This window comes from Streptomyces sp. B5E4 (assembly GCF_039871555.1).
GTDB lineage: Bacteria > Actinomycetota > Actinomycetes > Streptomycetales > Streptomycetaceae > Streptomyces.
Window position 1 is genome coordinate 1 of sequence record NZ_JBDPMI010000045.1, and the last position, 26,508, is coordinate 26,508.

At 74.3% G+C, this 26,508-nt stretch carries 29 protein-coding genes; 9 read left to right on the forward strand and 20 right to left on the reverse strand.

Annotation, left to right across the window (positions count from 1 at the left end; translation table 11 throughout):
- Positions 1–201 precede the first annotated feature (201 nt).
- The 4 genes from groL to ABGA99_RS34185 all read right to left on the reverse strand — a co-directional run bounded on the left by groL (position 202) and on the right by ABGA99_RS34185 (position 4,362).
- Positions 202–1,827, reverse strand: coding sequence for a chaperonin GroEL (groL, locus tag ABGA99_RS34170; RefSeq protein WP_347581533.1), 1,626 nt, complete (start codon positions 1,825–1,827; stop codon positions 202–204).
- A gap of 125 nt (positions 1,828–1,952) precedes the next feature.
- The gene (gene groES / locus ABGA99_RS34175) at positions 1,953–2,261 is read right to left on the reverse strand and encodes a co-chaperone GroES (protein WP_047017603.1); all 309 of its coding nucleotides are present in this window, start codon (positions 2,259–2,261) and stop codon (positions 1,953–1,955) included.
- Positions 2,262–2,497: 236 nt separating this feature from the next.
- On the reverse strand, positions 2,498–3,433 hold the full coding sequence (locus ABGA99_RS34180; RefSeq protein ID WP_347584163.1) for a polysaccharide deacetylase family protein: 936 nt from the start codon (positions 3,431–3,433) through the stop codon (positions 2,498–2,500).
- A complete protein-coding gene (locus ABGA99_RS34185) occupies positions 3,430–4,362 on the reverse strand; it encodes a polysaccharide deacetylase family protein (RefSeq protein ID WP_347581531.1) in 933 nt (310 codons plus the stop codon). Before ABGA99_RS34185 ends, ABGA99_RS34180 begins: the two co-directional genes overlap by 4 nt.
- 105 nt (positions 4,363–4,467) lie before the next feature.
- Here ABGA99_RS34185 and ABGA99_RS34190 point away from each other — a divergent pair, with 105 nt between their 5' ends.
- On the forward strand, positions 4,468–5,721 hold the full coding sequence (locus tag ABGA99_RS34190) for a class I SAM-dependent methyltransferase (RefSeq protein WP_347584164.1): 1,254 nt from the start codon (positions 4,468–4,470) through the stop codon (positions 5,719–5,721).
- Here ABGA99_RS34190 and ABGA99_RS34195 read toward each other — a convergent pair.
- The 4 genes from ABGA99_RS34195 to tsaB are packed head-to-tail and all read right to left on the reverse strand — an operon-like array spanning position 5,684 to position 8,265.
- Positions 5,684–5,971, reverse strand: coding sequence for a hypothetical protein (locus ABGA99_RS34195; protein ID WP_347584165.1), 288 nt, complete (start codon positions 5,969–5,971; stop codon positions 5,684–5,686). The two genes, ABGA99_RS34190 and ABGA99_RS34195, sit on opposite strands and share 38 nt — an antisense overlap.
- The gene (gene tsaD, locus ABGA99_RS34200) at positions 5,968–7,077 is read right to left on the reverse strand and encodes a tRNA (adenosine(37)-N6)-threonylcarbamoyltransferase complex transferase subunit TsaD (RefSeq protein ID WP_347581528.1); all 1,110 of its coding nucleotides are present in this window, start codon (positions 7,075–7,077) and stop codon (positions 5,968–5,970) included. Before tsaD ends, ABGA99_RS34195 begins: the two co-directional genes overlap by 4 nt.
- Positions 7,078–7,085: 8 nt before the next feature.
- On the reverse strand, positions 7,086–7,556 hold the full coding sequence (gene rimI, locus ABGA99_RS34205; RefSeq protein WP_347581527.1) for a ribosomal protein S18-alanine N-acetyltransferase: 471 nt from the start codon (positions 7,554–7,556) through the stop codon (positions 7,086–7,088).
- A gap of 37 nt (positions 7,557–7,593) precedes the next feature.
- Positions 7,594–8,265, reverse strand: coding sequence for a tRNA (adenosine(37)-N6)-threonylcarbamoyltransferase complex dimerization subunit type 1 TsaB (gene tsaB / locus ABGA99_RS34210; protein WP_347581536.1), 672 nt, complete (start codon positions 8,263–8,265; stop codon positions 7,594–7,596).
- A gap of 241 nt (positions 8,266–8,506) precedes the next feature.
- Here tsaB and ABGA99_RS34215 point away from each other — a divergent pair, with 241 nt between their 5' ends.
- On the forward strand, positions 8,507–9,025 hold the full coding sequence (locus tag ABGA99_RS34215; RefSeq protein WP_347584176.1) for a hypothetical protein: 519 nt from the start codon (positions 8,507–8,509) through the stop codon (positions 9,023–9,025).
- Between the two features lie 51 nt (positions 9,026–9,076).
- On the opposite strand, the gene ABGA99_RS34220 is transcribed toward ABGA99_RS34215, so the two are convergent.
- From ABGA99_RS34220 to ABGA99_RS34250, 7 genes are all read right to left on the reverse strand, one after another.
- Positions 9,077–9,943 (reverse strand): LLM class flavin-dependent oxidoreductase, encoded by an 867-nt coding sequence (locus ABGA99_RS34220; protein WP_347581526.1) that lies wholly within the window; start codon positions 9,941–9,943, stop codon positions 9,077–9,079.
- A 44-nt stretch (positions 9,944–9,987) separates the two neighbouring features.
- Positions 9,988–10,188 (reverse strand): hypothetical protein, encoded by a 201-nt coding sequence (locus ABGA99_RS34225; RefSeq protein WP_347581525.1) that lies wholly within the window; start codon positions 10,186–10,188, stop codon positions 9,988–9,990.
- Positions 10,189–10,275: 87 nt separating this feature from the next.
- A complete protein-coding gene (gene tsaE / locus ABGA99_RS34230; RefSeq protein WP_347584166.1) occupies positions 10,276–10,860 on the reverse strand; it encodes a tRNA (adenosine(37)-N6)-threonylcarbamoyltransferase complex ATPase subunit type 1 TsaE in 585 nt (194 codons plus the stop codon).
- An 11-nt stretch (positions 10,861–10,871) separates the two neighbouring features.
- Positions 10,872–12,164, reverse strand: a complete 1,293-nt coding sequence (locus tag ABGA99_RS34235) for an alpha/beta hydrolase (RefSeq protein WP_347581523.1) — start codon at positions 12,162–12,164, stop codon at positions 10,872–10,874.
- On the reverse strand, positions 12,157–13,362 hold the full coding sequence (alr, locus tag ABGA99_RS34240) for an alanine racemase (RefSeq protein WP_347584167.1): 1,206 nt from the start codon (positions 13,360–13,362) through the stop codon (positions 12,157–12,159). The genes ABGA99_RS34235 and alr overlap by 8 nt, the downstream gene beginning before the upstream one ends.
- 26 nt (positions 13,363–13,388) lie before the next feature.
- Positions 13,389–14,897, reverse strand: coding sequence for an NAD(P)H-hydrate dehydratase (locus tag ABGA99_RS34245; RefSeq protein ID WP_347584168.1), 1,509 nt, complete (start codon positions 14,895–14,897; stop codon positions 13,389–13,391).
- Between the two features lie 52 nt (positions 14,898–14,949).
- Entirely contained in the window at positions 14,950–15,768 is an 819-nt protein-coding gene (locus tag ABGA99_RS34250; RefSeq protein WP_347584169.1) for a class I SAM-dependent methyltransferase, read from the reverse strand.
- 64 nt (positions 15,769–15,832) lie between these two features.
- On the opposite strand from ABGA99_RS34250, the gene ABGA99_RS34255 reads away from it, so the two are divergent.
- From ABGA99_RS34255 to ABGA99_RS34265, 3 genes are all read left to right on the forward strand, one after another.
- Positions 15,833–16,564, forward strand: a complete 732-nt coding sequence (locus tag ABGA99_RS34255) for a GntR family transcriptional regulator (RefSeq protein WP_347581519.1) — start codon at positions 15,833–15,835, stop codon at positions 16,562–16,564.
- Between the two features lie 81 nt (positions 16,565–16,645).
- Positions 16,646–17,116, forward strand: a complete 471-nt coding sequence (locus tag ABGA99_RS34260; RefSeq protein ID WP_347584170.1) for an ATP-binding protein — start codon at positions 16,646–16,648, stop codon at positions 17,114–17,116.
- A 38-nt stretch (positions 17,117–17,154) separates the two neighbouring features.
- Positions 17,155–17,529 carry a holo-ACP synthase gene (locus tag ABGA99_RS34265; protein ID WP_347584171.1) on the forward strand — a complete coding sequence of 125 codons (375 nt, stop codon included), beginning with the start codon at positions 17,155–17,157 and terminating at the stop codon, positions 17,527–17,529.
- Positions 17,530–17,537: 8 nt separating this feature from the next.
- Here ABGA99_RS34265 and ABGA99_RS34270 read toward each other — a convergent pair whose 3' ends face one another.
- Entirely contained in the window at positions 17,538–17,804 is a 267-nt protein-coding gene (locus ABGA99_RS34270; RefSeq protein WP_347584172.1) for a hypothetical protein, read from the reverse strand.
- Between the two features lie 128 nt (positions 17,805–17,932).
- Here ABGA99_RS34270 and coaA point away from each other — a divergent pair, with 128 nt between their 5' ends.
- Both coaA and ABGA99_RS34280 read left to right on the forward strand, forming a co-directional pair.
- On the forward strand, positions 17,933–18,895 hold the full coding sequence (coaA, locus tag ABGA99_RS34275) for a type I pantothenate kinase (RefSeq protein WP_347581534.1): 963 nt from the start codon (positions 17,933–17,935) through the stop codon (positions 18,893–18,895).
- Positions 18,896–18,923: 28 nt separating this feature from the next.
- Complete coding sequence (locus ABGA99_RS34280; protein WP_347581515.1) at positions 18,924–19,907, forward strand: DUF389 domain-containing protein; 984 nt, start codon at positions 18,924–18,926, stop codon at positions 19,905–19,907.
- 48 nt (positions 19,908–19,955) lie between these two features.
- Here ABGA99_RS34280 and glmM read toward each other — a convergent pair whose 3' ends face one another.
- The 4 genes from glmM to ABGA99_RS34300 all read right to left on the reverse strand — a co-directional run bounded on the left by glmM (position 19,956) and on the right by ABGA99_RS34300 (position 24,355).
- On the reverse strand, positions 19,956–21,320 hold the full coding sequence (glmM, locus tag ABGA99_RS34285; protein WP_347581514.1) for a phosphoglucosamine mutase: 1,365 nt from the start codon (positions 21,318–21,320) through the stop codon (positions 19,956–19,958).
- Between the two features lie 179 nt (positions 21,321–21,499).
- The gene (gene rpsI, locus ABGA99_RS34290) at positions 21,500–21,997 is read right to left on the reverse strand and encodes a 30S ribosomal protein S9 (protein ID WP_047017585.1); all 498 of its coding nucleotides are present in this window, start codon (positions 21,995–21,997) and stop codon (positions 21,500–21,502) included.
- Positions 21,998–22,039: 42 nt separating this feature from the next.
- A complete protein-coding gene (rplM, locus tag ABGA99_RS34295; RefSeq protein ID WP_027772201.1) occupies positions 22,040–22,483 on the reverse strand; it encodes a 50S ribosomal protein L13 in 444 nt (147 codons plus the stop codon).
- Between the two features lie 252 nt (positions 22,484–22,735).
- A complete protein-coding gene (locus tag ABGA99_RS34300; RefSeq protein ID WP_347581513.1) occupies positions 22,736–24,355 on the reverse strand; it encodes an ATP-binding cassette domain-containing protein in 1,620 nt (539 codons plus the stop codon).
- 163 nt (positions 24,356–24,518) lie between these two features.
- Between ABGA99_RS34300 and ABGA99_RS34305 the strand changes: the two genes are divergently transcribed.
- Both ABGA99_RS34305 and ABGA99_RS34310 read left to right on the forward strand, forming a co-directional pair.
- A complete protein-coding gene (locus ABGA99_RS34305) occupies positions 24,519–25,388 on the forward strand; it encodes a hypothetical protein (protein ID WP_347584173.1) in 870 nt (289 codons plus the stop codon).
- A gap of 102 nt (positions 25,389–25,490) precedes the next feature.
- On the forward strand, positions 25,491–26,453 hold the full coding sequence (locus tag ABGA99_RS34310) for an NAD(P)-dependent oxidoreductase (RefSeq protein WP_347581511.1): 963 nt from the start codon (positions 25,491–25,493) through the stop codon (positions 26,451–26,453).
- The last annotated feature ends 55 nt before the right edge of the window (positions 26,454–26,508 follow it).

Here is a 26,508-nt window from a genome sequence, read left to right on the forward strand (position 1 = left end):
GTAGGTCCTGCCGCCGGGCGACGCCACCGGCGCGGGGGCCCCCCCCCCCCGGCCCCCCGCGGGGCTTCGCCGCGCGGGGGGCCACCGGGCCCCCGGCCCGAACGGCGGGTACGTGATCCGGCGGGCGCACGCCGCAGGGCCTCGCCCCCCGTACGGAGGCGAGGCCCTGCGGCTTGTGCTGCCCGTGGTGCCGACCGGAGGTCAGTGGGAGTGACCGTGGCCGTGGCTGTGGCCGTGGTCGTCCTCGGGCTCCGGCTTCTCCACCACCGCGCTCTCCGTCGTCAGCAGCAGCGACGCGATCGACGCCGCGTTCTCCAGCGCCGAGCGGGTCACCTTCACCGGGTCGATGACGCCGGCCTTCACCAGGTCGCCGTACTCGCCGGTGGCGGCGTTGAAGCCCTGGCCCGCGGTCAGCTCCGCGACCTTGGAGGTGATGACGTAGCCCTCCAGGCCCGCGTTCTCCGCGATCCACCGCAGCGGCTCGACCGACGCGCGGCGGACGACCGCGACGCCCGTGGCCTCGTCGCCGGTGAGGCCGAGGCCGTCCTCCAGCACCTTCGCGGCGTGGACGAGCGCCGAGCCGCCGCCGGAGACGATGCCCTCCTCGACCGCCGCGCGGGTGGCGGAGATGGCGTCCTCCAGGCGGTGCTTCTTCTCCTTCAGCTCGACCTCGGTGGCCGCGCCGACGCGGATGACGCACACGCCGCCGGCCAGCTTCGCCAGCCGCTCCTGCAGCTTCTCGCGGTCCCAGTCGGAGTCCGTGGCGTCGATCTCGGCCTTGATCTGCGCGACCCGGCCGGCGACCTCGTCGGACTTGCCGGCGCCGTCGACGATCGTGGTGTCGTCCTTGGTGATGACCACGCGGCGGGCGGTGCCCAGCACCTCAAGGCCCACCTGGTCGAGCTTGAGGCCGACCTCCTCGGAGACCACGGTGCCGCCCGTGAGGGTGGCCATGTCGCCGAGCATCGCCTTGCGGCGGTCGCCGAAGCCGGGGGCCTTGACCGCGACGGAGTTGAAGGTGCCGCGGATCTTGTTGACGACGAGGGTGGACAGCGCCTCGCCCTCCACGTCCTCGGCGACGATCAGCAGCGGCTTCGCCGAGCCGGCCTGCATGACCTTCTCCAGCAGCGGCAGCAGGTCCTGGATGGAGGAGATCTTGCCCTGGGTGATCAGGATGTACGGGTCCTCCAGCACCGCCTCCATGCGGTCCTGGTCGGTCACCATGTAGTGCGACAGGTAGCCCTTGTCGAAGGCCATGCCCTCGGTGAAGTCCAGCTCCAGGCCGAAGGTGTTGGACTCCTCGACGGTGATGACCCCGTCCTTGCCGACCTTGTCCATGGCCTCGCCGATGAGCTGGCCCACCTGCTCGTCCTGCGCGGACAGCGCGGCGACCGCGGCGATGTCGGACTTGGAGTCGATCGGGCTGGCGGCCTTCAGCAGCTCGTCGGAGATCGCCGCGACGGCGGCGTCGATGCCCCGCTTGAGCGCGGAGGGGGAGGCGCCGGCGGCCACGTTGCGCAGGCCCTCGCGGACCAGCGCCTGGGCCAGCACGGTGGCGGTGGTGGTGCCGTCGCCCGCGACGTCGTTGGTCTTGGTCGCCACCTCCTTCACGAGCTGCACGCCGAGGTTCTCGTACGGGTCCTCGACCTCGATCTCACGGGCGATGGTCACGCCGTCGTTGGTGATGGTCGGGGCACCGAACTTCTTGTCGATGACGACGTTGCGGCCCCGGGGACCGATCGTCACCTTCACGGTGTCGGCAAGCTTGTCCACGCCGCGCTCAAGAGCGCGGCGGGCGTCCTCGTCGAACTTCAGAGTCTTCGCCATGGAACGTGGGTCCTCTCAAGGGGCGCCGTAGGGAGCGCCGACGCCCCGGCCCGTTTCGATAGGTCCTGCTCGATGAACGGATCCGGGGCGCGGCCTGGTGTGGGAAGAAGCGGGAAGCGCCCCGATTACTTCTCGATGATCGCGAGCACGTCGCGGGCAGAGAGGACGAGGTAGTCCTCGTTGTTGTACTTCACCTCGGTGCCGCCGTACTTGCTGTAGAGAACGACGTCGCCGACGGAGACGTCGAGCGGCAGTCGGTTGCCGTCCTCGAAGCGGCCCGGGCCGACGGCAAGGACGACGCCCTCCTGGGGCTTCTCCTTGGCGGTGTCCGGGATGACCAGGCCCGAGGCCGTGGTCTCCTCTGCGTCGAGCGGCTGGACCACGATGCGGTCCTCAAGCGGCTTGATGGCAACCTTGGTGCTGGCGGTCGTCACGATCCGACCTCCCCCTTCGGAGATCTCGCGGGGTTGAATGTCTGGGGTGGCGACCCTGGAGGACCCGTCGTCGCGGGTGCCGGATCCGCCTCGTCGCTGTGTTGGCACTCTCCCTGGGGGAGTGCCAGAGCCGAGGTTATGCCGCCCTTTAGCACTCGGTCAAGCCGAGTGCCAGATTGCCACCCGCGTCGCCCTCCACCCGGCCGTACGGTCGTACGAATCCCGCGTCTGCCGCGTCACATGTAGTCCTCCAGGCGGGCCACCGTGAAGCCCTGCCGCTGGACCTCCCGTACGAACTCCGCCATCACGTCCGTCATCGTCCGCCCGCCCTGCTGCTCAGGACCGGTGAAGTGCGCCAGCACGATGTCGCCGGGGCGCAGCCGGTCGCCGCTGCGGTACTCCAGGCCGCTCGCCTTCATGTCGGCCCGCCACAGCGGCATCGCGCGCACGCCGCAGGACGCGGCGGCCCGCAGCGTCGCCGCGTCGTACTTGCCGTAGGGCGGCCGGAAGAGCGTCGGGCGGACGCCGAAGGAGTCCGCGACGCGCTCCTGCTGGCGGCAGATCTGGCGGCGCTGCTCGGCGTACGGGAGGGAGGTGAGGTCGGGGTGGGTGAGGGTGTGGCCGTGTACGGAGTTGCCGAGGCGCCGCAGTTCCTCGAAGTAGCCGTAGTCCCCGCCGGCCGCCGAGTCGGAGAGGAACATGCTGAACGGCAGCCGCAGATCCGCCGCCATCCGGATCAGCTCGGGGTCCTTGTCCCAGCCGTCGTCGATCGTGAGGAAGACGATCTTGTCCCGCGTCGGCACCCGGCCCGCCACGGCCGGCAGCCCGGAGTCCCCCGGTTGCACCGGGCGGCTCGCGGGGGGCGCGGGCGGCGGGGCGAGGGGCCGGTCGAGGCCCCAGCGGCGGTACGCGCCGGGGCCGGTGGCGCGTGCGACGTCCTTGCGGGTCCTGTCGTCACCGCCGGGCAGCGCGCGCGGCGTACGCCCCGCCTGCCGCGTGCCCGGCTTGCCGTCCGCGTGCCCGTCCCGGGGCGCCGCGGACTCCTCCGCGCCCTTCGGGAACCACTCCTGCGTCGGCCGGGCCGCGTCCGCGCAGGCGGTGAGCGCCAGCAGACAGACGCCGGCTATCGCGGCGGCCGACGACCGCCGCCCGGAGCGGCGGGTGCGCCTCATACGTAGTCCTCCAAGCGAGCAACGGCGAAGCCCTCGTCGTTCGCCTTACGGAGCACCGTACGGAGCATATCGGTCATCGTGCCGCCGAATTCGGAAGGTCCTTCGAAGTGGGTGAGCACGATATCGCCGGGGTGGAGCGCGGTGTCCCCCCGGGAGTACGTCCAGCGGCCGGGGAACGCCTCCTGCTGCCACAGCGGTACGAGTCCGATGCCGCAGTCCTTCGCGGCGCGCAGGGTGTCGGCGTTGTAGTTGCCGTACGGCGGGCGGAAGATGCGCGGTGCCGCGCCCATCTCGCGCTCCAGGACGCGCTGCTGGCCGCAGATCTCCTCGCGCTGGGCCGCGTAGGGCAGTTCGCGGAGGTTGGGGTGGTGGAGGGTGTGGTTGTTGACGGTGGTGCCGAGGTCGCGGAGGGTCCGGAAGTAGGCGTAGTCGTCGCGCGCGACCTCGTCGGTGAGGAAGGCGCTGACGGGCACGTCGAGTTCGCGCAGCATGCGCAGCAGTTCGGGGTCCTTGCGGTGGCCGTCGTCGATGGTCAGGAAGATCACCCGGTCGTCGGTCGGGACCCGGGTGATGACGGGCGGCAGGCCGGGGCCGCCGCCGTTCGCCTCGAAGCCGGGTTCGGTGACGAGCGCGGGCTTGGTACGCGGCGGGGCCGGCGGCAGCAGCGGGGTGGCGTCCAGGCCCCAGGCGCGGGCGGTGGCGAGCCGCCGCGCGTGGACGCGCCGCTGGTGCTGCGCGGTGCGGGCGAGCGCGCGGGCGGGTGCGGCGGCGGGGCCGCCGGCGACGGCGGGCTTGGCGTCCCCGTGGGGGTGGGTGAGGGGGCGGGGGTGGTCGGCCTCCGCGGTGCCGGAGGAGCAGGCGGAGGCGAGGAGGGCGGCGGTGACGGCCAGGGCGGGGAGGCCGGCGCGGGAGAGGGCAGGTGCGTGCATTTTATCCTTTTGTCGTATTAGTTCTTGAGCCCGCATCCTCCCAGTGCGGAACGGCGGGGCATGGCGCCACGCCGCAGGCTCCTCCGGCTGGCGGACAATGGGCCCATGCACGGCCCCGACGCCCCCGACGGCCCCTTCGCCGCCCTCCTCGCCCCCGAGGGGCAGGCGCTCCTCGCCGAACTGCGCGACCACGACCCCGCCGACGAACTGGCCCTCGCCACCCGGCTGCGCCGCACCCACCCCGCAGAGCTGGTCTCCGCCGCGCTCGGGCAGGCCCGGCTGCGGCAGCGGGCGAGGGCGAAGTTCGGGGCGGACGCGGCGCGGATGTACTTCACCCCCGACGGCGTCGAGCAGGCGACCCGTACGGCGGTGGCGGCGCACCGCGCGGCCCGGTTCGCGGCGCTCGGCGTCGACCGGGTCGCCGACCTGTGCTGCGGCATCGGCGGCGACGCGGTGGCGCTGGCGCGGGCCGGGATCGCGGTGCTCGCCGTCGACCGGGACCCGGCGACGGCCGCCGCCGCGCGGGCCAACGCGGCGGCGCTGGGGGTCGCGGAGCTGGTGGACGTGCGGTGCGCGGACGTCGGGGACGTGGACATCTCCGGGTACGACGCCGTGTTCGTCGACCCGGCGCGGCGGGTCGGAGGGGGTGCCCTGGCGCGGCGGGCCGGCGGCCGGGGCGGGTCCGGGCGCGGGCGGATCTTCGACCCCGAGGCGTACTCCCCGCCGCTGTCCTGGGCCGTCGAGGTCGCCGGCCGGGTCTCGCACGCCGCGCTGAAGGTCGCCCCCGGCATCCCGCACGAGGCGGTGCCGGACGCCGCCGAGGCGGAGTGGGTCTCCGACGCCGGCGACGTGAAGGAGGCCGTGCTCTGGTTCGGCGCTGCATCCGGCGCCGTCTCCCCCGGCGGCCGTCGCGCGACCCTGCTGCCCGGCGGCGCCACCCTCGTGGGACGCGGCCTGCCCGCCCCGGCGGCAGGACCCGTGGGGCGCTATCTGTACGAGCCGGACGGCGCCGTCATCCGCGCGCACCTCGTCGCCGAGGTGGCGGCGCAGGTCGGCGGCCGGCTGCTGGATCCGACCATCGCGTACGTCACGGCCGACGACCCGGCGCCGACCCCGTACGCCACCGCGTACGAGATCACCGACACGCTCCCGTTCCACCTCAAGAAGCTCCGCGCCCTGCTGCGCGAACGCGGCGTCGGCAGCGTCACCGTCAAGAAGCGCGGCTCCGCCGTCGAGCCCGAGGAGCTGCGGCGCAAGCTGAAGCTCGACGGCCCGACCGCGGTGTCCTGCACCGTCTTCCTGACCCGCGTCGCGGGCGCCCCTACGGTGCTCCTGGGCCGTCCGGCCCCAGCGACGTGAACCGCCAGCGGTGCGCGGGCCGCGCCAGCAGCCCGCCGTCGCCGGGGGCCGGCAGCTCGGGCAGCTCCGCGTCGTAGGGCGCGTCCCACCACGTGATGACGAGCACCCGCTCGCCCGGCGCCGTGAACGTCTCGCGGCGCAGCGGCGCCCCGGCCCCGGCGCCGTCCAGGCGCTGCGCGCGGGCCCACGCCAGCAGGTCGCCGGCCCGCCCGGGCGCCGCCTTGGCCTCCCACATCAACGCGACGGTCACGAGTACAGGTTGTCCTTCGCCAGCTCGTGGACGTGGTCGTGGCCATGGCCGGGCAGGTGCTCGTGCCCCGGTACGTGCGTCTCCGTGACCGGCAGCGACGAGTCCGCCGACAGCTCCCAGTCCGACGCCGCCCGCCCCCGCGCCACCATCTCCGCGCCCAGGGCCGCGACCATCGCCCCGTTGTCCGTGCACAGCTTCGGCCGCGGCACGCGCAGCACGATCCCCGCGTCCTCGCAGCGCCGCTCCGCCATCGTCCGCAGCCGCGAGTTCGCCGCCACGCCGCCGCCGATCATCAGGTGCCCGACGCCGTTGTCCCGGCAGGCCCGTACCGCCTTGCGCGTCAGCACGTCCGCGACCGACTCCTGGAACGACGCCGCCACATCCGCCACCGGCACGTCCTCCCCCGCCGCGCGCCTGGCCTCCACCCAGCGGGCGACGGAGGTCTTCAGGCCGGAGAAGGAGAAGTCGTACAGCGGGTCGCGCGGACCCGTCAGGCCGCGCGGGAAGCGGATCGCGGCCGGGTCGCCCGCGCGCGCGGCCTTGTCGATGAACGGGCCGCCGGGGAAGCCGAGTCCGAGGACGCGGGCGACCTTGTCGAACGCCTCGCCCGCCGCGTCGTCGATGGTCGCGCCGAGGGGGCGGACGTCGGAGGTGATGTCGGCGGACATCAGCAGCGAGGAGTGCCCGCCGGAGACCAGCAGGGCCATCGTCGGCTCGGGCAGCGCGCCGTGTTCGAGCTGGTCGACGGCGATGTGCGAGGCCAGGTGGTTGACGCCGTAGAGCGGCTTGCCCAGCGCGTACGCGTACGCCTTGGCCGCCGACACCCCGACCAGCAGCGCGCCCGACAGACCCGGGCCCGCCGTCACGGCGATCGCGTCCAGGTCGCGGGCGGCGACCCCGGCGTCGCGCAGCGCCCGCTCGATGGTCGGGACCATCGCCTCCAGGTGCGCCCGGCTCGCCACCTCGGGCACCACGCCGCCGAAGCGGGCGTGCGCGTCGACGCTGGAGGCGATGGCGTCGGCGAGCAGCGTGCGCCCGCGGACGATCCCGACACCGGTCTCGTCGCAGGACGTCTCGATGCCGAGCACCAGGGGTTCGTCTGCCATGGGGAGCGTCACTCTTTCTCGGTACGGCGCATGACGAGCGCGTCGACGTTTCCGGGCTGGTAGTAGCCGCGCCTGACGCCGATCACGGCGAAGCCGTGGCGTTCGTAGAGGCGCTGCGCGCGCTCGTTGCCGACGCGCACCTCCAGGAGCACCTCGTGGCAGCCGAAGCGGCGGGCGGCGGCGAGCAGCGCCTCCAGCAGCCGCGGGCCGAGGCCGGTGCCCCAGTGGTCGCGGGCGGCGGCGATGGTCTGGATGTCGCCGGTGCCGTCGAGCGCGGCGAGGCCCCCGTAGCCGACGACGCGGCCGGCCTCGTCCTCGGCGACGAGGTACGCGCGGGTGGCGCCGGGCCCACGGGCGTGGGCCAGCTCCGACCAGAACATGGCCGGGGACCAGGCGTCCTCGGGGAAGGTGTCCCGTTCGAGTGCGAGCACGGGGTCGATGTCCCACCACCGCATCTCGCGCAGGGCGACGGCGGTCATGGGCGGGGGACGCTCTCGTACGGGCCCGGGCGCGCGGTCATCGCGGGGTGACCGCCTTGTACGCGGCGGGGATCTGCGCGTCGGGGCGGCGCAGGTACAGCGGGCGGGGCGGCAGCAGCTCGGCGCCCGCCGCCAGCCGCTCGGCGGCCAGCGCGGCCAGCGCGGCGGCGTGCGGGTGCGCCGGAGGGCGGGCGTCGGGGAACGCCTCGGGGTACAGCTCCGCGCCCGCCCCGGCGGCGGGCAGGCCCGCGACCTGCTCGGCGACGGCGGCGGGCCGGTCGACGGCGGGTTCGGTGACGCGGGTGCGGGCGTCGGCGTAGCGCGCCCAGTACACCTCTTTGCGCCGGGCGTCGGTGGCCACGACGAAGGGGCTGTCCATGCCGCCGGCGATGCCGCCGTCGCGGCCGGCGGCGTAGGCGATGCCGTCCAGCGTGCAGACCCCGTACACGGGGATGCCGAGCGTCATGCCGAGGACGTCGGCGGTCACCAGCCCCACCCGCAGCCCGGTGTACGGCCCCGGCCCGACGCCGACGACGACGCCGGTCAGCTCGCCGAGCCCGCGGCCGGCCTCGGTGAGCACCCGGTCGACGGCGGGCAGCAGCAGTTCGCCGTGGCGCCGGGCGTCGACCTGGTGCGACGCGGCGAGCGCGGGCGACGCGGGGTCGCCGTCGTGGAGTGCGACGGTGACGGCGGGGGAGGCGGTATCCATGGCGAGGAGCACGCCCTTCAGGGTAGTCGCGCGGGAGGGGTGCCCGGAGCGCGTCCGCCGGGCCGGTGACTCCGGCTGCGGCGGGGCCGGGGCGGTCCGGGGGCGGGTGCTACCGTCGGGCGGAGCAGGCGGGGGCGGACGGGCACGTCGAACGAGGGCGGGCCCGGGGCAGACTGCGGCAGAGCGGCCGGCGGCCGCCGTACCGGAAGGGGCGTACCGCGTGGCAGGCAGCGGGAAATTCGTGGCCGGGCTGACGGCCGCCGCCCTGGGCGTGGTCGCCTTCCTCGCCTACCAGGCCAACGCCAACGCCCCCGACTCCCTGGCCCGTAACCGCCCGGGCGTCGCCAGCCCCGAGCCGTCCAAGGCCAAGGAGAAGAAGCTCGAACTGCCCGCGCGCTCGGGCTCCGGGCTGCGGGTGGTGTACGCGCTGAAGGACAAGCGCGTCTGGCTCGTCGGCGAGGACAACTCGGTGCTGCGGACGTACAAGGTGACCCCGAGCACCGTCGACCCGCCGGTCGGCATGTACGCCGTGACCTCGCGGTCGCGGCAGATCACCGGCTCGGACGGGGTGCCGGTCGAGCACGTGGTGATCTTCACGGAGTCCGAGGGCACGGTCATAGGGTTCAGCGCCGCGGTCGACGGCTCGCGGCCGGAACCGGATGCGACGGAGAAGACGGGCGGCGTGCGCTCGTCGCGGGCGGACGGCAAGGCGCTGTGGCGCTTCGCGACCGTGGGCGTCCCGGTCGCGGTGGTGAAGTAGCGGGGACCCGCAGCCGGGCCCCCGCCGTCCCGTTCCTCCGTTCTCACGCTCCTACAGCCCGGCGGCCTCCGCGATCAGCGAGACCTGCGCCACGTCCGGGTTGCAGGGGAACAGCACCAGTTCCCCGCAGCCCGCGTCCGCGAACGCGGCCTTCGCGGCGGCGATCGCCTTCGGCGAGGTCAGCGCCCCCTCGACGACCTTCTCGGCGAAGTCCCCGAGGAACCCGTAGTAGTCCAGCAGGTAGCGGCGGGCGTGCTCCTGGGCGTCGGGGCCGAGGCTCGCGTACGCCAGGGCCGCCACCCGCGGCTCCCCCTCCCGGCCCGCCTCGCGCCAGGCCGCCCTCGCCTTCTCGGCGCCTCCGGCCAGTTGCTCGGGGCTGCCGCCGCCGAGGATCCAGCCGGCCCCGTACTCCGCCACCCGCCGGAAGGCGGCGGGCGCACCCCCGCCGACGAGGATCGGCGGCCCGCCCGCCTGCACCGGCGCCGGACCGACGGGGTGGGCGCGGCCGCGGGCGTCCTGCTGCCACACGGCGCGCATCTCGGCGAGCTGGTCGTCGAAGATCCGGCCGCGCTCGGTGAACGGCACACCCGTCGCCTCGTAGTCGTCCTGCCGCCCGCCGACCGCGGCCCCGACGGTGAGCCGGCCGTCGGAGAGGACGTCGACGGAGGCGAGCTGCTTGGCGAGCAGGGCGCCGTTGCCGCGGTACGGGGCGATGAGGATGGTCGTCGTCAGGCCGATCCGCTCGGTGACGGCCGCGGCGGCGGCGAGGGTGGGGATCGTTTCGAGGTTGCCGTAGACGACGCGGTCGATGGTGCCCAGGGTCGAGAACCCGGCCCGCTCGGCCGCGGCGGCCCACTCGGGGATCAGTTTGCCGGGGATGCCGGTGAGGGTGGAGGGAAGTCCGATGCCGATGTCCATGCAGCGCAGCCTAGATGTGCCCGGGTGGGGCGGACGCGATTGCGTTACGCGGCGTGCTGCTCCGGCGCCGCGGTGCTCTCCGCGGCGGCGGTGGTCTCCGCGGCGGGCCGGCCGTCCGTCTCGCCTGTCCCGCCCGCCTCGGGTTCGGGGGCGGGCGGCGTCGAGACCGCCTCTGCCGCCGCGCAGGCGGCGAGCAGCTCGGCGACTCCCACGGCGGGGCGCTGCCCGTCTTGCTCAGGTGCCATACGCCCATGGGACCACGCCCGCCGACCTGGGGCAACGATATGCCGACAGCGCGTCGGCATATTTGTCGGAACGTACAGCACTGCTGTTCAGGCGCGGGCGAGCGCGGCCAGCGCGCCGTGCGCCCAGCGCTCGCCCACGCCGGTGACGGTGACGTGCCGTACGTCGGCACCCTCCGCCTCGGCGCCCTCGGCGGCCTCCGCGCCCTCGGCGCCCCCGTTCGCGTTCGGGTGCGCCGCCGGCGGCCCGGGCGTCCCGCCCGTCCTGCGCTCGATGACGACGTGCAGCCGGTCCTCGGCCAGCTCCTCGACCTTGCCCTCGCCCCACTCCACCACCACGACCGACTCGGGCAGCGACACGTCGAGGTCCAGGTCCTCCATCTCCTCCAGACCGCCGCCCAGCCGGTAGGCGTCGACGTGGACCAGCGGCGGCCCGCCCGAGACCGACGGGTGCACGCGGGCGATGACGAACGTCGGCGACGTCACCGCGCCCCGTACCCCGAGACCCGCACCCAGCCCGCGCGCGAGGGTCGTCTTGCCCGCGCCCAGCGCCCCGGTGAGCAGCACGAGGTCCCCGGCGCGCAGCACCGCGGCCAGCCGGCGGCCCAGCTCCTGCATCTGCTCGGGCGTCTCGACGGTCAACTGGACGGCGGTGGTGGTCGCGGCGGCGCTCATGGCACTGGATGTTAGAGGGTCCGGCGCGACGTGCCGCGCGGATGCCGTACGGGCCCCGCCCCCCGCTCGGCCCCGGGCTCCGCCCGGAGCTGCACGCCCGCGCGGGCGAGCAGCGTGGCCAGCGCGTCGTTCACCCGGTCCGGGCGCTCCAGCAGGGCCAGGTGCCCGGCGTCCTCGACGACCTCGAACGCGGCCTCGGGCAGCCGCGCCGCGATCCGCTCGCTGTGCGCCGGGGGCGTGACCATGTCGCGGTCGCCGACGAGGACGAGCCCGGGCAGTTCGCGGAAGGGCGCCAGCGCCTCGCCCTTCTCGTGCACGGCGAACGCCGGGTAGAACTCGGCGACCACGTCTATCGGCGTGCTCTCCAGCAGCCGTTCGGCGAAGCGCGCGACGCCCGGGTCGACGCCCTCGGTGCCGAACGAGTAGTGCTTGATGATCCCGGCGAAGAGGTCGGCCGTCGCCTGCCGGCCGCGCTCGGCCAGCTCGGCGCGGCTGCCGAGGGCCCTGAGGACGCCGGGCACGAAGTGCCGTACGGCCCAGGCGCCGGCCGCGGGCAGCCCGAACGTCACCCGGCCGAGGTCGCCCGCGGAGGTGCCGAGGAAGGCGGCGCCGGCCACCCGGTCCCGTACGGCATCGGGGAACTGGTCGGCGAAGGCCATGATCGTCATGCCGCCCATCGAGTGCCCGACGAGGAGCAGCGGGCCCTCGGGGGCGGCGGCGTCGACGACGGCCTTGAGGTCGCGGCCGAGCTGCTCGATGGTGACCGGCTCGTCGCCGGCGAGCTGGGAGATGCCGCGGGCGGAGCGGCCGTGGCTGCGCTGGTCCCAGTAGACGGCGCGGACGCGGCCGCGGAGGGCGGCGCGCTGGAAGTGCCAGGCGTCCTGGGTGAGGCAGTAGCCGTGGCTGAAGACGACGGTGAGGGGCGCGAGGTCGCGGCGGCCGGCGAAGCGGCGGCGCCGGCGGCGGGGGGCGGTGGCCGCCCGGGGGCCGGGGGGTGTGCCGTCGGGGGGTCCGGCCGGGAAGTCGTCGGCCTCCTCGACCTCGTAGTACAGCTCGGTGCCGTCGTCCGCGACGGCCGTGCCGGGGGTGCCGCGCAGGGTGCCGTACGGGCCGGCCGCGTCGAGCGCCTGCCTCGCCCGGCGGCGTACGCCGCGGCCCATCGCCAGACGCTCCACCGCCACACCGGCGGCCGCCCCGGCGGCGAGCACGCCGATGGCGGCGCCGGCGATCCCGGCGCGCCGGCCGGCCCGGACCCAGCCGCCGGGGCCGGGGGCCGGGGCGGGAGTCGAGAGGGGGTCAGCCATGGCTCGGCCAGGCGCGGTGGCGGTCCGTATCCGTGTCGGTGTCCATGGGGGTGGCATCCCCCGCCCCGCCCACGTACACGCGCGGTACGCGGGGTCCGATCCGCGTGACGATCTCGTACCCGATCGTGCCCGCCGCCCGCGCCCAGTCCTCCGCCGTCGGCTCGCCGTGGTCCCCGGCCCCGAAGAGCACCGCCTCGTCGCCCACCGCCGCGGTGTCCCCGCCCAGGTCCACGACGAACTGGTCCATCGCGACCCGCCCCGCGACCGTCCGCCACTTCCCGGCGACCAGCACGGGCCCGGTACCGGACGCGTGCCGCGGCACCCCGTCCGCGTAGCCGACGGGCACGAGCGCCAGAGTGGTCCGGCCCGGGGTGACGTAATGGTGCCCGTACGAGATGCCCAGGCCGGCCGGCGCCTCCTTGACCTGCGCCAGCGACGCCTTGAACGCCATCACCGGACGCAGCCCGAAGTCCGCGGAAGTGCCCACCTCGGGGCTCGGCGACAGCCCGTACGAGGCGATCCCGGGCCGGACGAGGTCGAAGTGGGCGTCGGGGAGGGTGAGCATGGCCGGCGAATTCGCCATGTGCCGCACCTCCGGGCGCAGTCCGGCGCGCTCGGCGACGGCGAGGGCGTCGTGGAAGGCGTCGAGCTGGCTGCGGACGGAGGGGTGGCCGGGCTCGTCGGCGCAGGCGAAGTGCGACCAGACGCCGGTGACGTCGATGACGCCCTCGGCCTCGGCGGCGCGGGCGGCGGCGACGAGGCCGGGCCAGTCGGCGGCGAGGCAGCCGTTGCGGCCGAGGCCGGTGTCGGCCTTGAGCTGCACGCGCGCGGTGCGCCCGGCGGCGCGGGCGGCGGGCAGCAGCTCGCGCAGCGCCCACAGGCCGCTGACGGTGAGGTCGAGGTCCGCCTCGACGGCCTCCCGCCACGGCCCGCCGGGCGTCCACAGCCAGCACAGGATCCGCCCCCGATCGCCGGCGGCCCGCAGGTGCAGCGCCTCCTGCGGCGTGGCGGCCCCGATCCACTCGGCGCCCGCGGCGCGCGCGGCTCGGGCGCAGGGGAGCATGCCGTGGCCGTACGCGTCGCCCTTGACGACGGCCATGAACTGCGCGCGCGGGGCGATGCCGCGCAGGGCGCGGATGTTCGCGCCGTACGCGGTGAGGTCGATCTCCGCGCGGGCGCGGAGGGGGGAGTCGGTCATCGGTAGCCAGTCTCGCATCCCGCTGATCAGGCGTCGCGGTCGTCGCGGACGTCAGGCACATCGGGCACGTCACGCACGTCACGCCAGACCGCGGGGAGAGCGTCGGGGAGTTCGTGGGCGGTGATCGGGGCGCCCGCGGCGAGGGTGCGGGCGGCGAGGCCGTGGAGGTACGCGCCGACGGAGCCGGCGTCGCGGGCGGCGAGGCCGGCGGCGAGGAGAGAGCCGGTGAGACCGGAGAGGACGTCGCCGCTGCCGGCGGTGGCGAGCCAGGAGGTGCCGGTGGGGTTGAGGCGCACGGGGTGCTCGCCGCCCGGGTCGGCGATCAGGGTGGTGGAGCCCTTGAGCAGGGTGGTGGCGCCGTACGCGTCGGCCAGCGACCGGACGGCAGCGAGCCTGCGCGACTCGACCTCGGCCCGGTCCACGCCCAGGAGCGCGGCGGCCTCCCCCGCGTGCGGGGTGAGCAGCGCCGGGGCGGACCGGCGCCGTACCCGTACCCGGTCCAGCAGCCGGAGGCCGTCGGCGTCGACCAGCACCGGCACGTCGGTGGCGAGCACCTGCTCCAGCACCTCCTCCGCGCCTGGCCCGTCCCCCAGCCCGGGCCCGACGACCCACGCCTGGACCCGGCCGGCCCTGCCGGGCGGCCCGGGGTGGACCAGCGTCTCCGGATACCGCGCGATCACCGCCCGCGCCGCGGGCCCCACGTACCGCACGGCCCCCGCCCCGCCGCGCAGCGCCCCGCCGACGGCGAGCACGGCGGCACCGGGGTAGCGCTCGGAGCCGGCGACGACGCCGACGACGCCCCGCCGGTACTTGTCGCTCTCGGCGGTGGGCTCCGGCAGCAGCGCGGCGACGTCGGCGTGCTGCAGGGCCTCCATGTCGGGCACCGCGGGCAGGTACGGGCCGAGCCCGATGTCCACGAGCCGCAGCGCGCCGGCGTGCTCGGCGGCGGGGTCGACGAGCAGCCCGGGCTTGTACGTACCGAAGGTCACGGTGGCGTCGGCGGTCACGGCCTCGCCCCGTACCTCCCCGGTGTCGGCCTCGACCCCGCTGGGCAGGTCGACGGCGAGCACGGGGGCGCCGGTGTCGCGGACGAGGCGCATGAGCGCGGCGGCGGCGGGCCGCAGGCCACCGGAGCCGCCGATGCCGACGATGCCGTCGAGGACGAGGTCGACGCGGTCGAACACCCGGCGCAGGGGCGAACCCACGTCGCCCCCCTCCGCCGCGGGCACGACGCACCCCCCGGCGGCCCACAGCGCGGCGAGCCCGCCCTCGTGCGTACGCTCCGGGCGGAGCAGCACGGCCGTCACCCGCACCCCGCGCCGCGCCAGCCGCGCACCGGCGTACAGCGCGTCCCCGCCGTTGTCCCCGCTCCCCACGAGCAGCACCACCCGCCGCCCGTAGACCCGCCCGAGCAACCCGGCCGCGGCAGCGGCGAGCCCCGCGGCGGCCCGCTGCATCAGCGCCCCCTCGGGCAGCCGGGCCATCAGCGCCGCCTCGGCCCCCCGCACGGTCTCCACCCCATAAGCACTCCGCATGCCTCCATCCTCCCCCGCCTCGGGACGGCCCGCAGCCGGGTGGAGGCCCCGTTCAACGCCGGGCGACCGCCAGCAGGTGTGACGCGGCGGCCAGCAGATCCGGATACCCGTCGGCCAGCCGGGCCGCCCGCAGAGCCGCCGCAAACGCCGGGTGATCCTCGGCCAACACCCGCCCCGTGTCCTGCTCGACGGCCTTGAGCTGCGCCCAGCCGGGGCCTTCTACCCCGTAAAGGGTCACCTCCCCCAGCCCCGCCTCGCGCAGTTCGTCCTCCAGCTCTGCCGCCGTGTGGAAGTACGCGGCGGTGAAGCCCTTGCGCCCGGGGTCGTGGCGGCCGGTGGTCAGGATGTCGCGTACGGCGTCGTGGACGCGGTCCTTGGTGAGCAACGTGGTCGCCGTGTGCTCGAAGACGGAGGCGTACCGGCCGATGGCCGCGGCTGCGACGAGACCCCCCGGGCGGGTGACGCGGCGGGCCTCGGCGAGGGCCCGGTCGCGGTCGTCGCGCTCCAGCAGGTGGTACAGCGGCCCGAGGACGAGGGTCACGTCGTACGCACCGTCCCCCGCCGGCAGCGCCCTGGCGTCGCCCACCGCCGCGTCGACCCCTGCCCGGCGCGCGGCCTCCACGTGCCGCGGGACCGGGTCGACAAGGTGCACCCGGTACCCGTCCCCGGCCAGCCACGCCGCATGCACCCCGGGCCCCCCGCCCACGTCGATCACGTCGGCCGGCGCCCCGGGCAGATGCCGCCGCAGCAGCTCCCGCGTACGCACCAGCTCCAACCGCCCGTCCGCGGTGCCGGTCAGCCGGGTGGCCTCGTCGAAGTCGGAGCCGTAGAAGTGCAGGATCTCGGGGGCGACTTGGGGCGCAGCACTCATGTCGGCCATGCTCTCCCTAGACCGGTGGACCAGTCCAGTCCACGGGAAGCCGTCTGGAGGGCGCATGGCAACGCTGAAGTACGAGCAGATCGCGGACTGGATCCGCGCCCGGATCACCGAAGGCGAACTGGCGCCCGGCGCAGTGGTGCCCTCGCAACGGGAGCTGTGCGAGCGCTGGGCCGTCTCGCGCGCCACCGCCATCAAGGCGATGGACGTGCTGCGGCTGGACGGCCTGATCGACCGGGAGCGGCAGGGCCAGGGTTTCCGGGTCGTGGAGACGCCGGTGGCCCGCCCCGCCGGCCACCGGGCTTCCGGGAACAGCCGAATGGCCGGCGGGCACCCGTTCCGCCGCGTGGGGCGCCCGGCTCACGAGGAGCCTCCGGCACACGTGGCACAGGCGCTGGGCCTGGACGCAGGACAGCGGGCGCTGCGCAGGGACCGGCTGGTGGTGCTGGAGGACAACACCCCGCTGACGTACGTCAGCGCATGGTTTCCACCGGACGTGGCCGACGCGTGTCCCCGGCTCGCGCAGTCGGGCCCGCTGGCGGAGGGCACCACGCACTACGTCACCCGGGAGACCGGCCGAGCGCCTGCCCGCGGCATCGACCTGGTGGGCGTGCGGCTGGCCACGGCGGCGGAGGCGGAGCAGTTGGAGCGATCGACGCCCCTGGCCGTGGCGGTGGACCTGCACACGGCGTACGACGGCAACGGGAGGCCGCTGGTGTGCGAAGAGGGCGTCACGCCCGGGGAGTTGTGGGAGCGGAGCGACGAGTACCCGATGGGCGGAGATCGCTGAGCGCCGCTTGACTGGACCGGTCCACCGGACCACTATGTGTCATGTCGCCGCTACTCACCGCGTTCACTCCAGCGAGGCACCATGACCACCACACCCACCGCCGCCCTCACCCCCGCTGGCCCTCCGTTCACCACCTGGGGACGCACGTACGCACCCAGCCCACGCACCGCTCACCTGGCGCGCATGGACATCGCCGACACCCTCGGCGGCTGGGGCGTCGACGCCACGACCATCCGTGATGCCATGCAGGTCGTGGCCGAACTGGCGGGCAACGCTGTTCGCCACGGCCACGTACCCGGCCGTCACTTCTTCGTACGGGTCACCCGGGGTGGCGGACGGCTGCAACTGGAAGTAGACGACGCCGAACCCGCGCCCCCGGTCCTCACCCGCGCACCCGACGACGCAGAGGAGGGCCGGGGGCTCCGGATCGTCGATGCGCTGGCCGACGCGTGGGGTGTCACGCCACGCCCCGGGGGCATCGGCAAGACCGTCTGGGCGGTCATCCTGTACGGGACGGTGAGCAGCCGCGCCGACAGTGCGGAGCTGCCGTGATCGCGGCGCCTGCGTGCCCACCCGTTAGTGTGCCGCGCATGAGTGGAATCGTCGGGGTCGGGATCGATGTCGCCGAGGTGGGGCGGTTCGGGGCCGCGTTGGAACGGACGCCGGAGTTGGTGGATCGGTTGTTTCTGCCTGCGGAGCAGGTGCTGCCCGACGGGGGGCGGCGCGGGGTGGCTTCGCTGGCGGTGCGGTTTGCGGCGAAGGAGGCGCTGGCCAAGGCGTTGGGGGCGCCGCCCGGTCTGCACTGGCACGACGCCGAGGTGTGCGTCCACGACAACGGGCGGCCCCATCTGCGCGTGCGCGGCACCGTCGCCGCGCGGGCCGACGAGCTGGGGGTCCGTACCTGGCACGTGTCGCTGAGCCACGACGCAGGCGTCGCCTCCGCCGTCGTCATCGCCGAGGGGTGACCCGGGGGCTACCTGCCCCACGCCATCCGTTCCACCGCCTCCTGCACCAGGTCCAGGTACTCCACTTCCTCGCACCGCGGCTTGCTGCCCATGCGGTAGAGGTCCAGCGACTCGACCAGGTCCTCCCCCAGGTCCTCGTCCGGCAGCTCCGCCGCCAGGTCGCCCCGGATGCGGCCCGCGAACGCCTCGCGCGCACCCCGGGCCCGCCGCCGCCGGGCGCCCGCCGCCGCGAGCTGCCTGCGTCTCTCGTGCCATACCGTCTGCAGTACTGACATCTCGCCCCCCGGGAATCGAATACGCATCCGGACTGTAGCCCTCCGTCCGGCCCCGGCCTAGAGGTACGGCACGCCCCGCTCGCGCGCTCCCGCGCGCGCCCGCGCACAATGGCCCCGTGGCCTCGCCGATGAGCACGCACAGCCCCTCCCCGTACGTCGACCTCTCCCGCGCCGAGTGGAGCGCCCTGCGCGACCGGACCCCGCTGCCGCTGTCCGCGGAGGAGGTCGAGCGGCTGCGCGGCCTCGGCGACGTGATCGACCTCGACGAGGTACGGGACGTCTACCTTCCGCTTTCCCGCCTGCTCAACCTCTACGTCGGCGCCACCCACGGCCTGCGGCACGCCGTCAACACCTTCCTCGGCGGCCCCGGCGCCTCCGCCGACCCCCAGGCCGGCCCGCCGTTCGTCATCGGGGTCGCCGGCAGCGTGGCCGTCGGCAAGTCGACCGTCGCGCGGCTGCTCCGGGCGCTGCTCGCGCGCTGGCCCGAGCACCCGCGTGTGGAACTCGTCACCACCGACGGGTTCCTGCTGCCCAACGCCGAACTCGAAGCCCGCGGGCTGATGTCGCGCAAGGGCTTCCCGGAGTCGTACGACCGCCGCGCGCTGACCCGTTTCGTCGCCGACGTGAAGTCCGGGAAGGACGAGGTCACCGCGCCCGTCTACTCCCACCTCACGTACGACATCGTCCCCGGCGAGCGGCTGAAGGTGCAGCGCCCCGACATACTCATCGTCGAGGGCCTGAACGTCCTGCAGCCCGCGCTCCCGGGCCGCGACGGCCGCACCCGCGTCACGCTCGCCGACTTCTTCGACTTCAGCGTGTACGTGGACGCCCGCATCGAGGACATCGAGCGCTGGTACGCCGAGCGGTTCCGCAAGCTGCGCGAGACGGCCTTCCAGAACCCCCTGTCGTACTTCCGCCGCTATGCCGAGGTGCCGGAGGCCGACGCGATGGCGTACGGGAAACGCAACTGGAGCACGATCAACGAGCCCAACCTGCGCCAGAACATCGCCCCGACCCGCGGCCGCGCGACCCTCATCCTCCGCAAGGGCCCGGACCACAAGGTCCAGCGCCTCTCCCTGCGCAAGCTGTAGCGCGCACGGCACCCGCTAACCTCGGCGCATGCTGCACCTGCGGATCCAGTGCCCCGCCGCCCGGACCGAAGAGGTCGTCGGGCTTCTGCACAAGACCGTCGGCACGGCCCACCTCGCCGTGCTCCGCGGCGCCTCCCTCGACCCCCAGGGCGACGTCGTGCTGTGCGACATCGCCCGCGAGGCCGCCGACAAGCTGCTGCAGGAGCTGCGCGTGCGCGGGCTGTACGACGAGGGGGCGGTCTGCGTCGACCAGGTCGACCTGACGCTCTCGCGCCGCGCCGACCGGGCAGAGGAGGCCGCGCCGGGCGAGGCCGCTGACGCGGTGGTGTGGGAGTCGCTGGTCGAGGAGACGCACGAGGAGTCGACGCTGTCGCTCACGTACCTCGCCATGCTCGGCGTCGCCACGCTGCTCGCGGCCTGCGGCGTGATGATCGACAGCGCGATCCTCATCGTCGGGGCGATGGCGGTGGGGCCGGAGTTCGGGCCGGTGGCGGGGCTGTGCGTGGCGCTGGTGCAATGGCGGCCACGGCTGGCGGCGCGGTCGCTGGCGGCGCTGCTCGCGGGGTTCGCGGCGGCGATGGCGCTGACGATGGGGTTCAGCGTGATGATGGACGGCTTCGGGCTGTTCACCGAGGCGCACCTGGACGCGGCGCGGCCGCAGACGGGGTTCATCTTCGCGCCGGACTGGTTCTCGTTCATCGTCGGGCTGCTGGCGGGCACCGCGGGCACGCTGTCGCTGACGTCGTCGAAGTCGGGGGCGCTGGTGGGCGTCGCGATCTCGGTGACGACGGTGCCGGCGGCGGCCAACGCGGCGGTCGCGTTCAGTTACGGGGAGTGGGACCAGGCGCGCGGCTCGTCCGAGCAGTTGCTGCTCAACCTGCTGGGCATCGTCGTCGCCGGGACGCTGACGCTGCTGGCGCAGAAGCTGTACTGGGCCTGGCACACCGAGCAGACGCTCGGCGAGCACCTCCGGCAGACGCGGACCCCGCAGCACCCGCACCGGCGGCTCTGACGGCCGTACGCCGTACGGGCAGGTCCCGTACGGCGTCCGGCAACCGCCTCAGCCCAGTGCCGACTTCACCACGTCGGCCAGCTTCCCGGCCACCGACCGCGCCTGGTCGATGTCGGCCGCCTCCACCATGACCCGCACCACCGGCTCCGTACCGGAGGAGCGCAGCAGCACCCGCCCCGTGGCGCCCAGCTCCCGCTCCGCCTCCAGGACGGCCTGGCGCACCTCGGGGGAGCTGGCGACCCGGGACTTGTCGACGTCCCGCACGTTGATCAGCACCTGCGGCAGCCGGTCCATCACCGCCGCCAGCTCGGCCAGCGGCCGGCCGCTGGCGGCCACCCGGGAGGCGAGCAGCAGGCCGGTGAGCGTGCCGTCGCCGGTGGTGGCGTGGTCGAGGACGATGACGTGGCCCGACTGCTCGCCGCCGAGGGCGTAGCCGCCGCGCTTCATCTCCTCCAGCACATAGCGGTCGCCGACCGCGGTCTGGATCAGATCCACGCCCTCGCGCTCCAGCGCGAGCTTGAAGCCGAGGTTGGACATCACGGTGGCGACGACGGTGTTGTTGCGCAGCCGGCCGGCCTCGCGCAGCCCGAGGGCGAGGACGGCGAGGATCTGGTCGCCGTCGATCTCCTTGCCCTCGGCGTCGACGGCGAGGCAGCGGTCGGCGTCCCCGTCGTGGGCGATGCCGAGGTCGGCGCCGTGTTCGACGACGGCGGCGCTGAGCTGGTCGAGGTGGGTGGAGCCGTAGCCGTCGTTGATGTTGAGGCCGGTGGGGTCGGTGCCGATGGGGATCACCTCGGCGCCGGCCCGCTGGAACGCCTCCGGGGAGACGCGGGCGGCGGCGCCGTGGGCGCCGTCGACGACGACCTTGAGCCCGTCGAGGCGGTGCGGCAGGACGCCCAGCAGGTGGGCGACGTAGCGGTCGAAGCCCTGCTCGTAGCGCTCGACGCGGCCGACGCCGGAGCCGGTCGGGCGCTCCCACGGCTCGCCGCGCTCGTGCTTGTGGTAGAGCGCCTCGATCTCGTCTTCCAGCTCGTCGGAGAGCTTGTGGCCGCCGCGGGCGATGAACTTCACGCCGTTGTCGGGCATCGGGTTGTGGCTGGCGGAGAGCATCACGCCGAGGTCGGCGCCGAGCGCGCCGGTGAGGTACGCGACCGCGGGGGTCGGCAGCACGCCGACGCGCAGGACGTCGACGCCCGCGCTGGCCAGGCCGGCGACGACGGCCGCCTCCAGGAACTCTCCGGACGCCCGTGGATCGCGCCCGACCACCGCCTTCGGGCGCTGGTCGGCCGGCTGGGCGGCGTCGGCGATGGCGAGCACGTGTGCCGCCGCCACGGACAGCCCGAGGGCCATCTCCGCGGTGAGGTCCGCGTTGGCGACGCCGCGCACGCCATCGGTGCCGAAGAGTCGTCCCACTGATCTCCTCCGAGTACTCCCGAGTGCTCAATTCTGAGCGAATACGTTCGGCTACGGACCGTTAAATGTCCTCACGTGACCATACCCGCGGACCGTATGCCGACCATACAAGCGCGCCCCGGCGCCCACCCGGATCTCTCCGGGGGCCGCCGGGGCTGAGCACAGTAGCAGTACGATGATCAGCGCTTGCTGTACTGCGTTCCCTTACGGGCCTTCTTCAGACCGGCCTTCTTCCGCTCGACCGCACGGTCGTCACGGGTCAGGAAGCCGGCCTTCTTCAGCGGGCCGCGGTTGTTGTCCGCGTCCGCCTCGTTGAGCGCACGGGCCACGCCCAGGCGCAGCGCGCCGGCCTGGCCGGAGATGCCGCCGCCGGCGATGCGGGCGACGACGTCGTAACGGTCGTCCAGTTCGAGCACCTTGAAGGGCTCGTTGACTTCCTGCTGGTGCACCTTGTTGGGGAAGTAACCCTCCAGGGTGCGGCCGTTGATCTTCCACTTGCCGGAGCCCGGAACGATGCGCACCCGGGCGATGGCGTTCTTGCGGCGGCCGGTGCCCGCGGCCGGCTGCGGGTCGCCGAAACGCCCCGCGACGGACTCGGTGGTGTAGTCCTCGGCGGGCGTCTCGGTGGTGTACTCCTCGACGTCCTCGACGGGCGCCTCAGCGGTGGTCTCAGCCACGATTCTCCTCAGCTTCTCTGTCTCTAGGGGGTGTGGCCGGGACTACTGCGCGACCTGGGTGATCTCGTACGGGACCGGCTGCTGAGCGGCGTGCGGGTGCTCGGCACCGCGGTACACCTTCAGCTTGCTGAGCATCTGACGGCCCAGGGTGTTCTTCGGCAGCATGCCGCGGACGGCCTTCTCGACGGCCTTCTCCGGGTTCTTGTCCATCAGCTCGTCGTAGCGGACGGAGCGGAGACCGCCGGGGTAGCCGGAGTGGCGGTAGGCGAGCTTCTGGGTCCGCTTGTTGCCGGAGAGGTGCACCTTGTCGGCGTTGATGATGATGACGAAGTCACCAGCGTCGACGTGAGGCGCGTACACCGGCTTGTGCTTACCACGCAGCAACTGGGCGACCTGGGAGGCCAGGCGGCCCAGAACGACGTCGGTGGCGTCGATGACGTGCCACTGACGCTGGACGTCGCCGGGCTTGGGGCTGTACGTACGCACGGTCGTAGCCTTCGCTTCTTCAGTGGGTGTTCTCTGACAAGGTCACCCGGAGATCACGGCAGCAGTAGACCGCGCCGGCGACGCAAACCGACGGCTGATCGCTGATCAATCGTCCTGGTGGACCAGGCGTAACGGCCTCACGCGTGAGAACGAGCAGCCAATACGCACAACAATCCAGCAGAATACCGGGGCCCGCGCCACCAGGTCAAAACACCCCTGCCGCTTCCCCACGGCCCGGCCCGGCCCCGAAGATCAACGCCGCCGGGCCACCCGGCCCTCGTCCCATACCGGCTCCGGCGTCTCCCGTACGCGGCCGTCCGCGCCGAAGAGCAGGAACCGGTCGAAGCTGCGCGCGAACCACCGGTCGTGCGTCACCGCCAGCACCGTCCCCTCGTACGCCTCAAGACCCTCCTGCAACGCCTCCGCACTCTCCAGATCCAGGTTGTCCGTCGGCTCGTCCAGCAACAGCGCCGTCGACCCCTCCAGCTCCAGCAGCAGGATCTGGAATCGCGCCTGCTGCCCGCCGGAGAGCCGGTCGAAGGGCTGTTCCGCCGCCCGGTCCAGCTCGTACCGGCGCAGAGCCGACATCGACGCGCCCTTGTCCTTCGCGTGGTCCTTCCACAGGATGTCCACAAGCGTGCGCCCCTGCAGCTCCGGGTGCGCGTGGGTCTGCGCGAAGTGCCCCGGGACCACGCGCGCGCCCAGCTTCCACGCCCCGCTGTGGGCCACCTCCCCGCCCGCCAGCAGCCGCAGGAAGTGCGACTTCCCCGAGCCGTTCGAGCCGAGCACCGCGACCCGCTCGCCGTAGAAGACCTCCAGCGAGAACGGGCTCATCAGCCCGCTCAGCTCCAGTTCCTCGCACGTGACCGCCCGCACCCCGGTGCGCCCGCCGCGCAGCCGCATCCGGATGTCCTGCTCCCGCGGCGGCGCCATCGGCGGGCCGGCGTCCTCGAACTTCCGCAGCCGCGTCTGCGCGGCCCGGTAGCGCGAGGCCATGTCGGAGTTGAACGCGGCCTTCTGCTTGTACATGATCACCAGCCGCTTGAGCTTCGCGTGCTCCTCGTCCCAGCGCCGGCGCAGCTCCTCGAACCGCTCGAAGCGCTCCTTGCGCGCCTGGTGGTACGTGCCGAAACCGCCCCCGTGCACCCACACGTCGCTGCCCGCGGGGCCCGGCTCGACGCTGACGAGCTTCTCCGCGCTGCGCGCCAGCAGCTCCCGGTCGTGGCTGACGAACAGCACGGTCTTCGGCGTCTCGCGGAGCTGCCGCTCCAGCCACAACTTGCCCGGTACGTCCAGATAGTTGTCCGGCTCGTCGAGCAGCAGCACCTCGTCCGTGCCGCGCAGCAGCGCCTCCAGCACCAGCCGCTTCTGCTCGCCGCCCGACAACGTCCGCACCTCGCGCCACTGGGCCCGCTCGTACGGCACGCCCAGGGCGGCCGTCGTACACTTGTCCCACAGCGTCTCCGCCTCGTACCCGCGGGCCTCCGCCCAGTCGCTCAGTGCCTGCGCGTAGTCGAGCTGGGCGCGCTCGTCGTCACGCTCCACGATCGCCAGCTCGGCCTCGTCGACCGCCGCGGCGGCCGTCCGGATCCGCGGCTGGGCGACGGAGACCAGCAGGTCACGGACCGTACGCTCGTCCCGCACCGAGCCGACGAACTGCGGCATCACGCCCAGCCCGCCGCCGGTCGAGACGCTGCCGCCGTGCGGCTGCAGCTCGCCGGAGAGCAGCCGCAGCAGGGTCGTCTTCCCGGCCCCGTTGGCCCCCACCAGCGCCACGGCGGCGCCCTCGCCGACGCGGAACGAGACGTCGCCGAGCAGCGGCCGCCCGTCCGGCAGGTAGTACTCCAGGTGCGCGGCCTCCAGGTGTCCCATGCCCCCATCCTCCCGGCCCGCGGCGGCCCGGCGAAACGGGTTTTCCACGCCGCACCCGCCGCACCCGCCCCACCCGTCCCGGTACGCCCCCGGCCGCCCCCGAGGCGCCCAACGCCCCCACGCCGCCGTCCGGGTGACGGTGGGCCCGGTTAAGATGCCCGCCATGAGCTTCGGGCAGGGGGGCGGCTACGGCGGCCCCGGGGGGCAGGGGCAGGGATCGGGCTTCGGTCCGCCGGGATCCGGCGGGCCCGCGCCCGACTGGAGCGCGCTCGCCGACACCGCGGCGGCCGAGCGGCGCCGCAAGCGCCGGCTGGTGACGATCGTCGGCGGGGCGCTGGCCACGGTCGTGATAGCCGGCGCCGTCGCCGCGGCGGTCGTCACCACCTCGGGCGGCGAGGACGACCCGTCGAGCAGCGCCTCGGAGGACCGGATATCCGGCGCGGGGAGCGAGAGCGGGAAGGGCGACCCGTCGTTCTCGTCGGTCGCCCCGCCGCCGGACCCCAAGGAGTTCATCGCCTCCGCGGACAAGGACACGGCCCCGCTGGCCGTCGACAGCTTCTTCCCCAACGCGAAGATCACCGTCAGCGGCCACACGTACGAGCGCAGGGCCACCCACCACACCCGCGAGTGCGCCTCCGGCGCCTCCACCAAGCTCGGCAAGATCCTCACCGCCAACGGCTGCGACCGGCTGCTGCGCGCCACGTTCACCCGCGAGGGCACCGCGGTCACCGTCGGCGTCGCGGTCTTCGCCGACGAGGGCCCGGCCGCCCGCACCGCCGAGCAGGCCAACGGCAACCTGGAGTCACTGCCCGGCAAGGGCGTGCCCGAGTTCTGCCGCGCCACCGCCTGCCGGCTGACCAGCAACACCCTCGGCCGCTACGCCTACTTCACCATCGCCGGCTACGCCGACGGCAAGGCCGTCACCGCCGACGACGGCCCGACGAGCGAGGCCGTGCGGGACACCGGCGCGTACGTCTACCGCCGCATCATGGACCGCGGCCGCGAGCAGGCGCTGAAGTCGACCGAGCAGTAACGCCCCGTCCGGCGATGCCCCGCCCGCCTTTCGGGTGACGAACGGCCCCCGAAAGGCGCAACCCGCGTGGTGCACGGGCGCGCAGGGTGGTCGGCTGGCCCCATGAAGATCCTGGTCACCGGCGCCACGGGCGCCCTCGGCAGCCGGCTCGTACCCCTGCTCACCGCGGCCGGCCACACCGTCACCGGCACCACCGTCCACGAGACCAAGACGGAGCAGTTGCGCGCGGCGGGCGTGGAGCCGGTCGTGCTCGACGTCCTCGACGCCGCGGCCGTACGGGAAGCGGTGGCGAACGCCGCCCCCGAGGTGATCGTGCACGAGGCCACCGCCCTGTCCCAGCAGACCGACCTGCGCGCCCGCGACCTCCGCCGCCTCGACGCCGTCTTCGCCACCACCAACCGGCTGCGCAGCGAGGGCACCGACAACCTGCTGGCGGCAGCCGCCGAGAGCGGCACCCGCCGGTTCGTCGCGCAGAGCTTCGCGGGCTGGCCGTACAAACGCGAGGGCGGCCGGATCAAGACCGAGGAAGACCCGCTCGACAGCACCCCGCCCCCCGGCACCGAGCAGAGCCTCGCCGCCATGAAGCACCTGGAGGAGGCGGTCACCACAGCCCCCGGCATCGAGGGCGTCGTCCTGCGCTACGGCGGCTTCTACGGCCCCGGCACGACGATCTACCCGGGCGGCGAGCAGGCGGAGATGGTCCGCAAGCGGCTCCTGCCGGTGGTGGGCAGCGGCGACGGCGTGATGTCGCTGATCCACATCGACGACGCGGCGGCGGCGACGGCCGCGGCGGTGGAGCGGGGCACGCCGGGCATCTACAACGTCACGGACGACGACCCGGCGGCACAGAAGGAGTGGCTGCCGCGGCTGGCGGCGGCGATGGGCGCACGGCCGCCGCGGCGGGTGCCGGTGTGGCTGGCGCGGTTCGCGGCGGGGAAGTGGCTGACGATGGTGATGACGGAGGGCAGGGGGGCGTCGAACGACAAGGCGAAGAGCGAGCTGGGGTGGCAGCCGGGGCATCCGTCGTGGCGGGACGGGTTCAAGGAGGTGTTCGCGGCGCGGTAGGGGCGCAGGCCACGGGGGCGGGGCGGGCCCGCCTCCTTGGGGCCCGCCCCGCGAC

What these genes read in the sequence shown, in the direction of transcription:
- groL (WP_347581533.1), bottom strand. Translation starts at nt 1,827, where the DNA reads ATGGCGAAGACTCTGAAGTTCGACGAGGACGCCCGCCGCGCTCTTGAG.
- ABGA99_RS34180 (WP_347584163.1), bottom strand. Translation starts at nt 3,433, where the DNA reads ATGAGGCGCACCCGCCGCTCCGGGCGGCGGTCGTCGGCCGCCGCGATA.
- ABGA99_RS34185 (WP_347581531.1), bottom strand. Translation starts at nt 4,362, where the DNA reads ATGCACGCACCTGCCCTCTCCCGCGCCGGCCTCCCCGCCCTGGCCGTC.
- ABGA99_RS34190 (WP_347584164.1), top strand. Translation starts at nt 4,468, where the DNA reads ATGCACGGCCCCGACGCCCCCGACGGCCCCTTCGCCGCCCTCCTCGCC.
- tsaD (WP_347581528.1), bottom strand. Translation starts at nt 7,077, where the DNA reads ATGGCAGACGAACCCCTGGTGCTCGGCATCGAGACGTCCTGCGACGAG.
- rimI (WP_347581527.1), bottom strand. Translation starts at nt 7,556, where the DNA reads ATGACCGCCGTCGCCCTGCGCGAGATGCGGTGGTGGGACATCGACCCC.
- tsaB (WP_347581536.1), bottom strand. Translation starts at nt 8,265, where the DNA reads ATGGATACCGCCTCCCCCGCCGTCACCGTCGCACTCCACGACGGCGAC.
- ABGA99_RS34220 (WP_347581526.1), bottom strand. Translation starts at nt 9,943, where the DNA reads ATGGACATCGGCATCGGACTTCCCTCCACCCTCACCGGCATCCCCGGC.
- ABGA99_RS34225 (WP_347581525.1), bottom strand. Translation starts at nt 10,188, where the DNA reads ATGGCACCTGAGCAAGACGGGCAGCGCCCCGCCGTGGGAGTCGCCGAG.
- tsaE (WP_347584166.1), bottom strand. Translation starts at nt 10,860, where the DNA reads ATGAGCGCCGCCGCGACCACCACCGCCGTCCAGTTGACCGTCGAGACG.
- ABGA99_RS34235 (WP_347581523.1), bottom strand. Translation starts at nt 12,164, where the DNA reads ATGGCTGACCCCCTCTCGACTCCCGCCCCGGCCCCCGGCCCCGGCGGC.
- alr (WP_347584167.1), bottom strand. Translation starts at nt 13,362, where the DNA reads ATGACCGACTCCCCCCTCCGCGCCCGCGCGGAGATCGACCTCACCGCG.
- ABGA99_RS34245 (WP_347584168.1), bottom strand. Translation starts at nt 14,897, where the DNA reads ATGCGGAGTGCTTATGGGGTGGAGACCGTGCGGGGGGCCGAGGCGGCG.
- ABGA99_RS34250 (WP_347584169.1), bottom strand. Translation starts at nt 15,768, where the DNA reads ATGAGTGCTGCGCCCCAAGTCGCCCCCGAGATCCTGCACTTCTACGGC.
- ABGA99_RS34255 (WP_347581519.1), top strand. Translation starts at nt 15,833, where the DNA reads ATGGCAACGCTGAAGTACGAGCAGATCGCGGACTGGATCCGCGCCCGG.
- ABGA99_RS34260 (WP_347584170.1), top strand. Translation starts at nt 16,646, where the DNA reads ATGACCACCACACCCACCGCCGCCCTCACCCCCGCTGGCCCTCCGTTC.
- ABGA99_RS34265 (WP_347584171.1), top strand. Translation starts at nt 17,155, where the DNA reads ATGAGTGGAATCGTCGGGGTCGGGATCGATGTCGCCGAGGTGGGGCGG.
- ABGA99_RS34270 (WP_347584172.1), bottom strand. Translation starts at nt 17,804, where the DNA reads ATGTCAGTACTGCAGACGGTATGGCACGAGAGACGCAGGCAGCTCGCG.
- coaA (WP_347581534.1), top strand. Translation starts at nt 17,933, where the DNA reads ATGAGCACGCACAGCCCCTCCCCGTACGTCGACCTCTCCCGCGCCGAG.
- ABGA99_RS34280 (WP_347581515.1), top strand. Translation starts at nt 18,924, where the DNA reads ATGCTGCACCTGCGGATCCAGTGCCCCGCCGCCCGGACCGAAGAGGTC.
- ABGA99_RS34300 (WP_347581513.1), bottom strand. Translation starts at nt 24,355, where the DNA reads ATGGGACACCTGGAGGCCGCGCACCTGGAGTACTACCTGCCGGACGGG.
- ABGA99_RS34305 (WP_347584173.1), top strand. Translation starts at nt 24,519, where the DNA reads ATGAGCTTCGGGCAGGGGGGCGGCTACGGCGGCCCCGGGGGGCAGGGG.
- ABGA99_RS34310 (WP_347581511.1), top strand. Translation starts at nt 25,491, where the DNA reads ATGAAGATCCTGGTCACCGGCGCCACGGGCGCCCTCGGCAGCCGGCTC.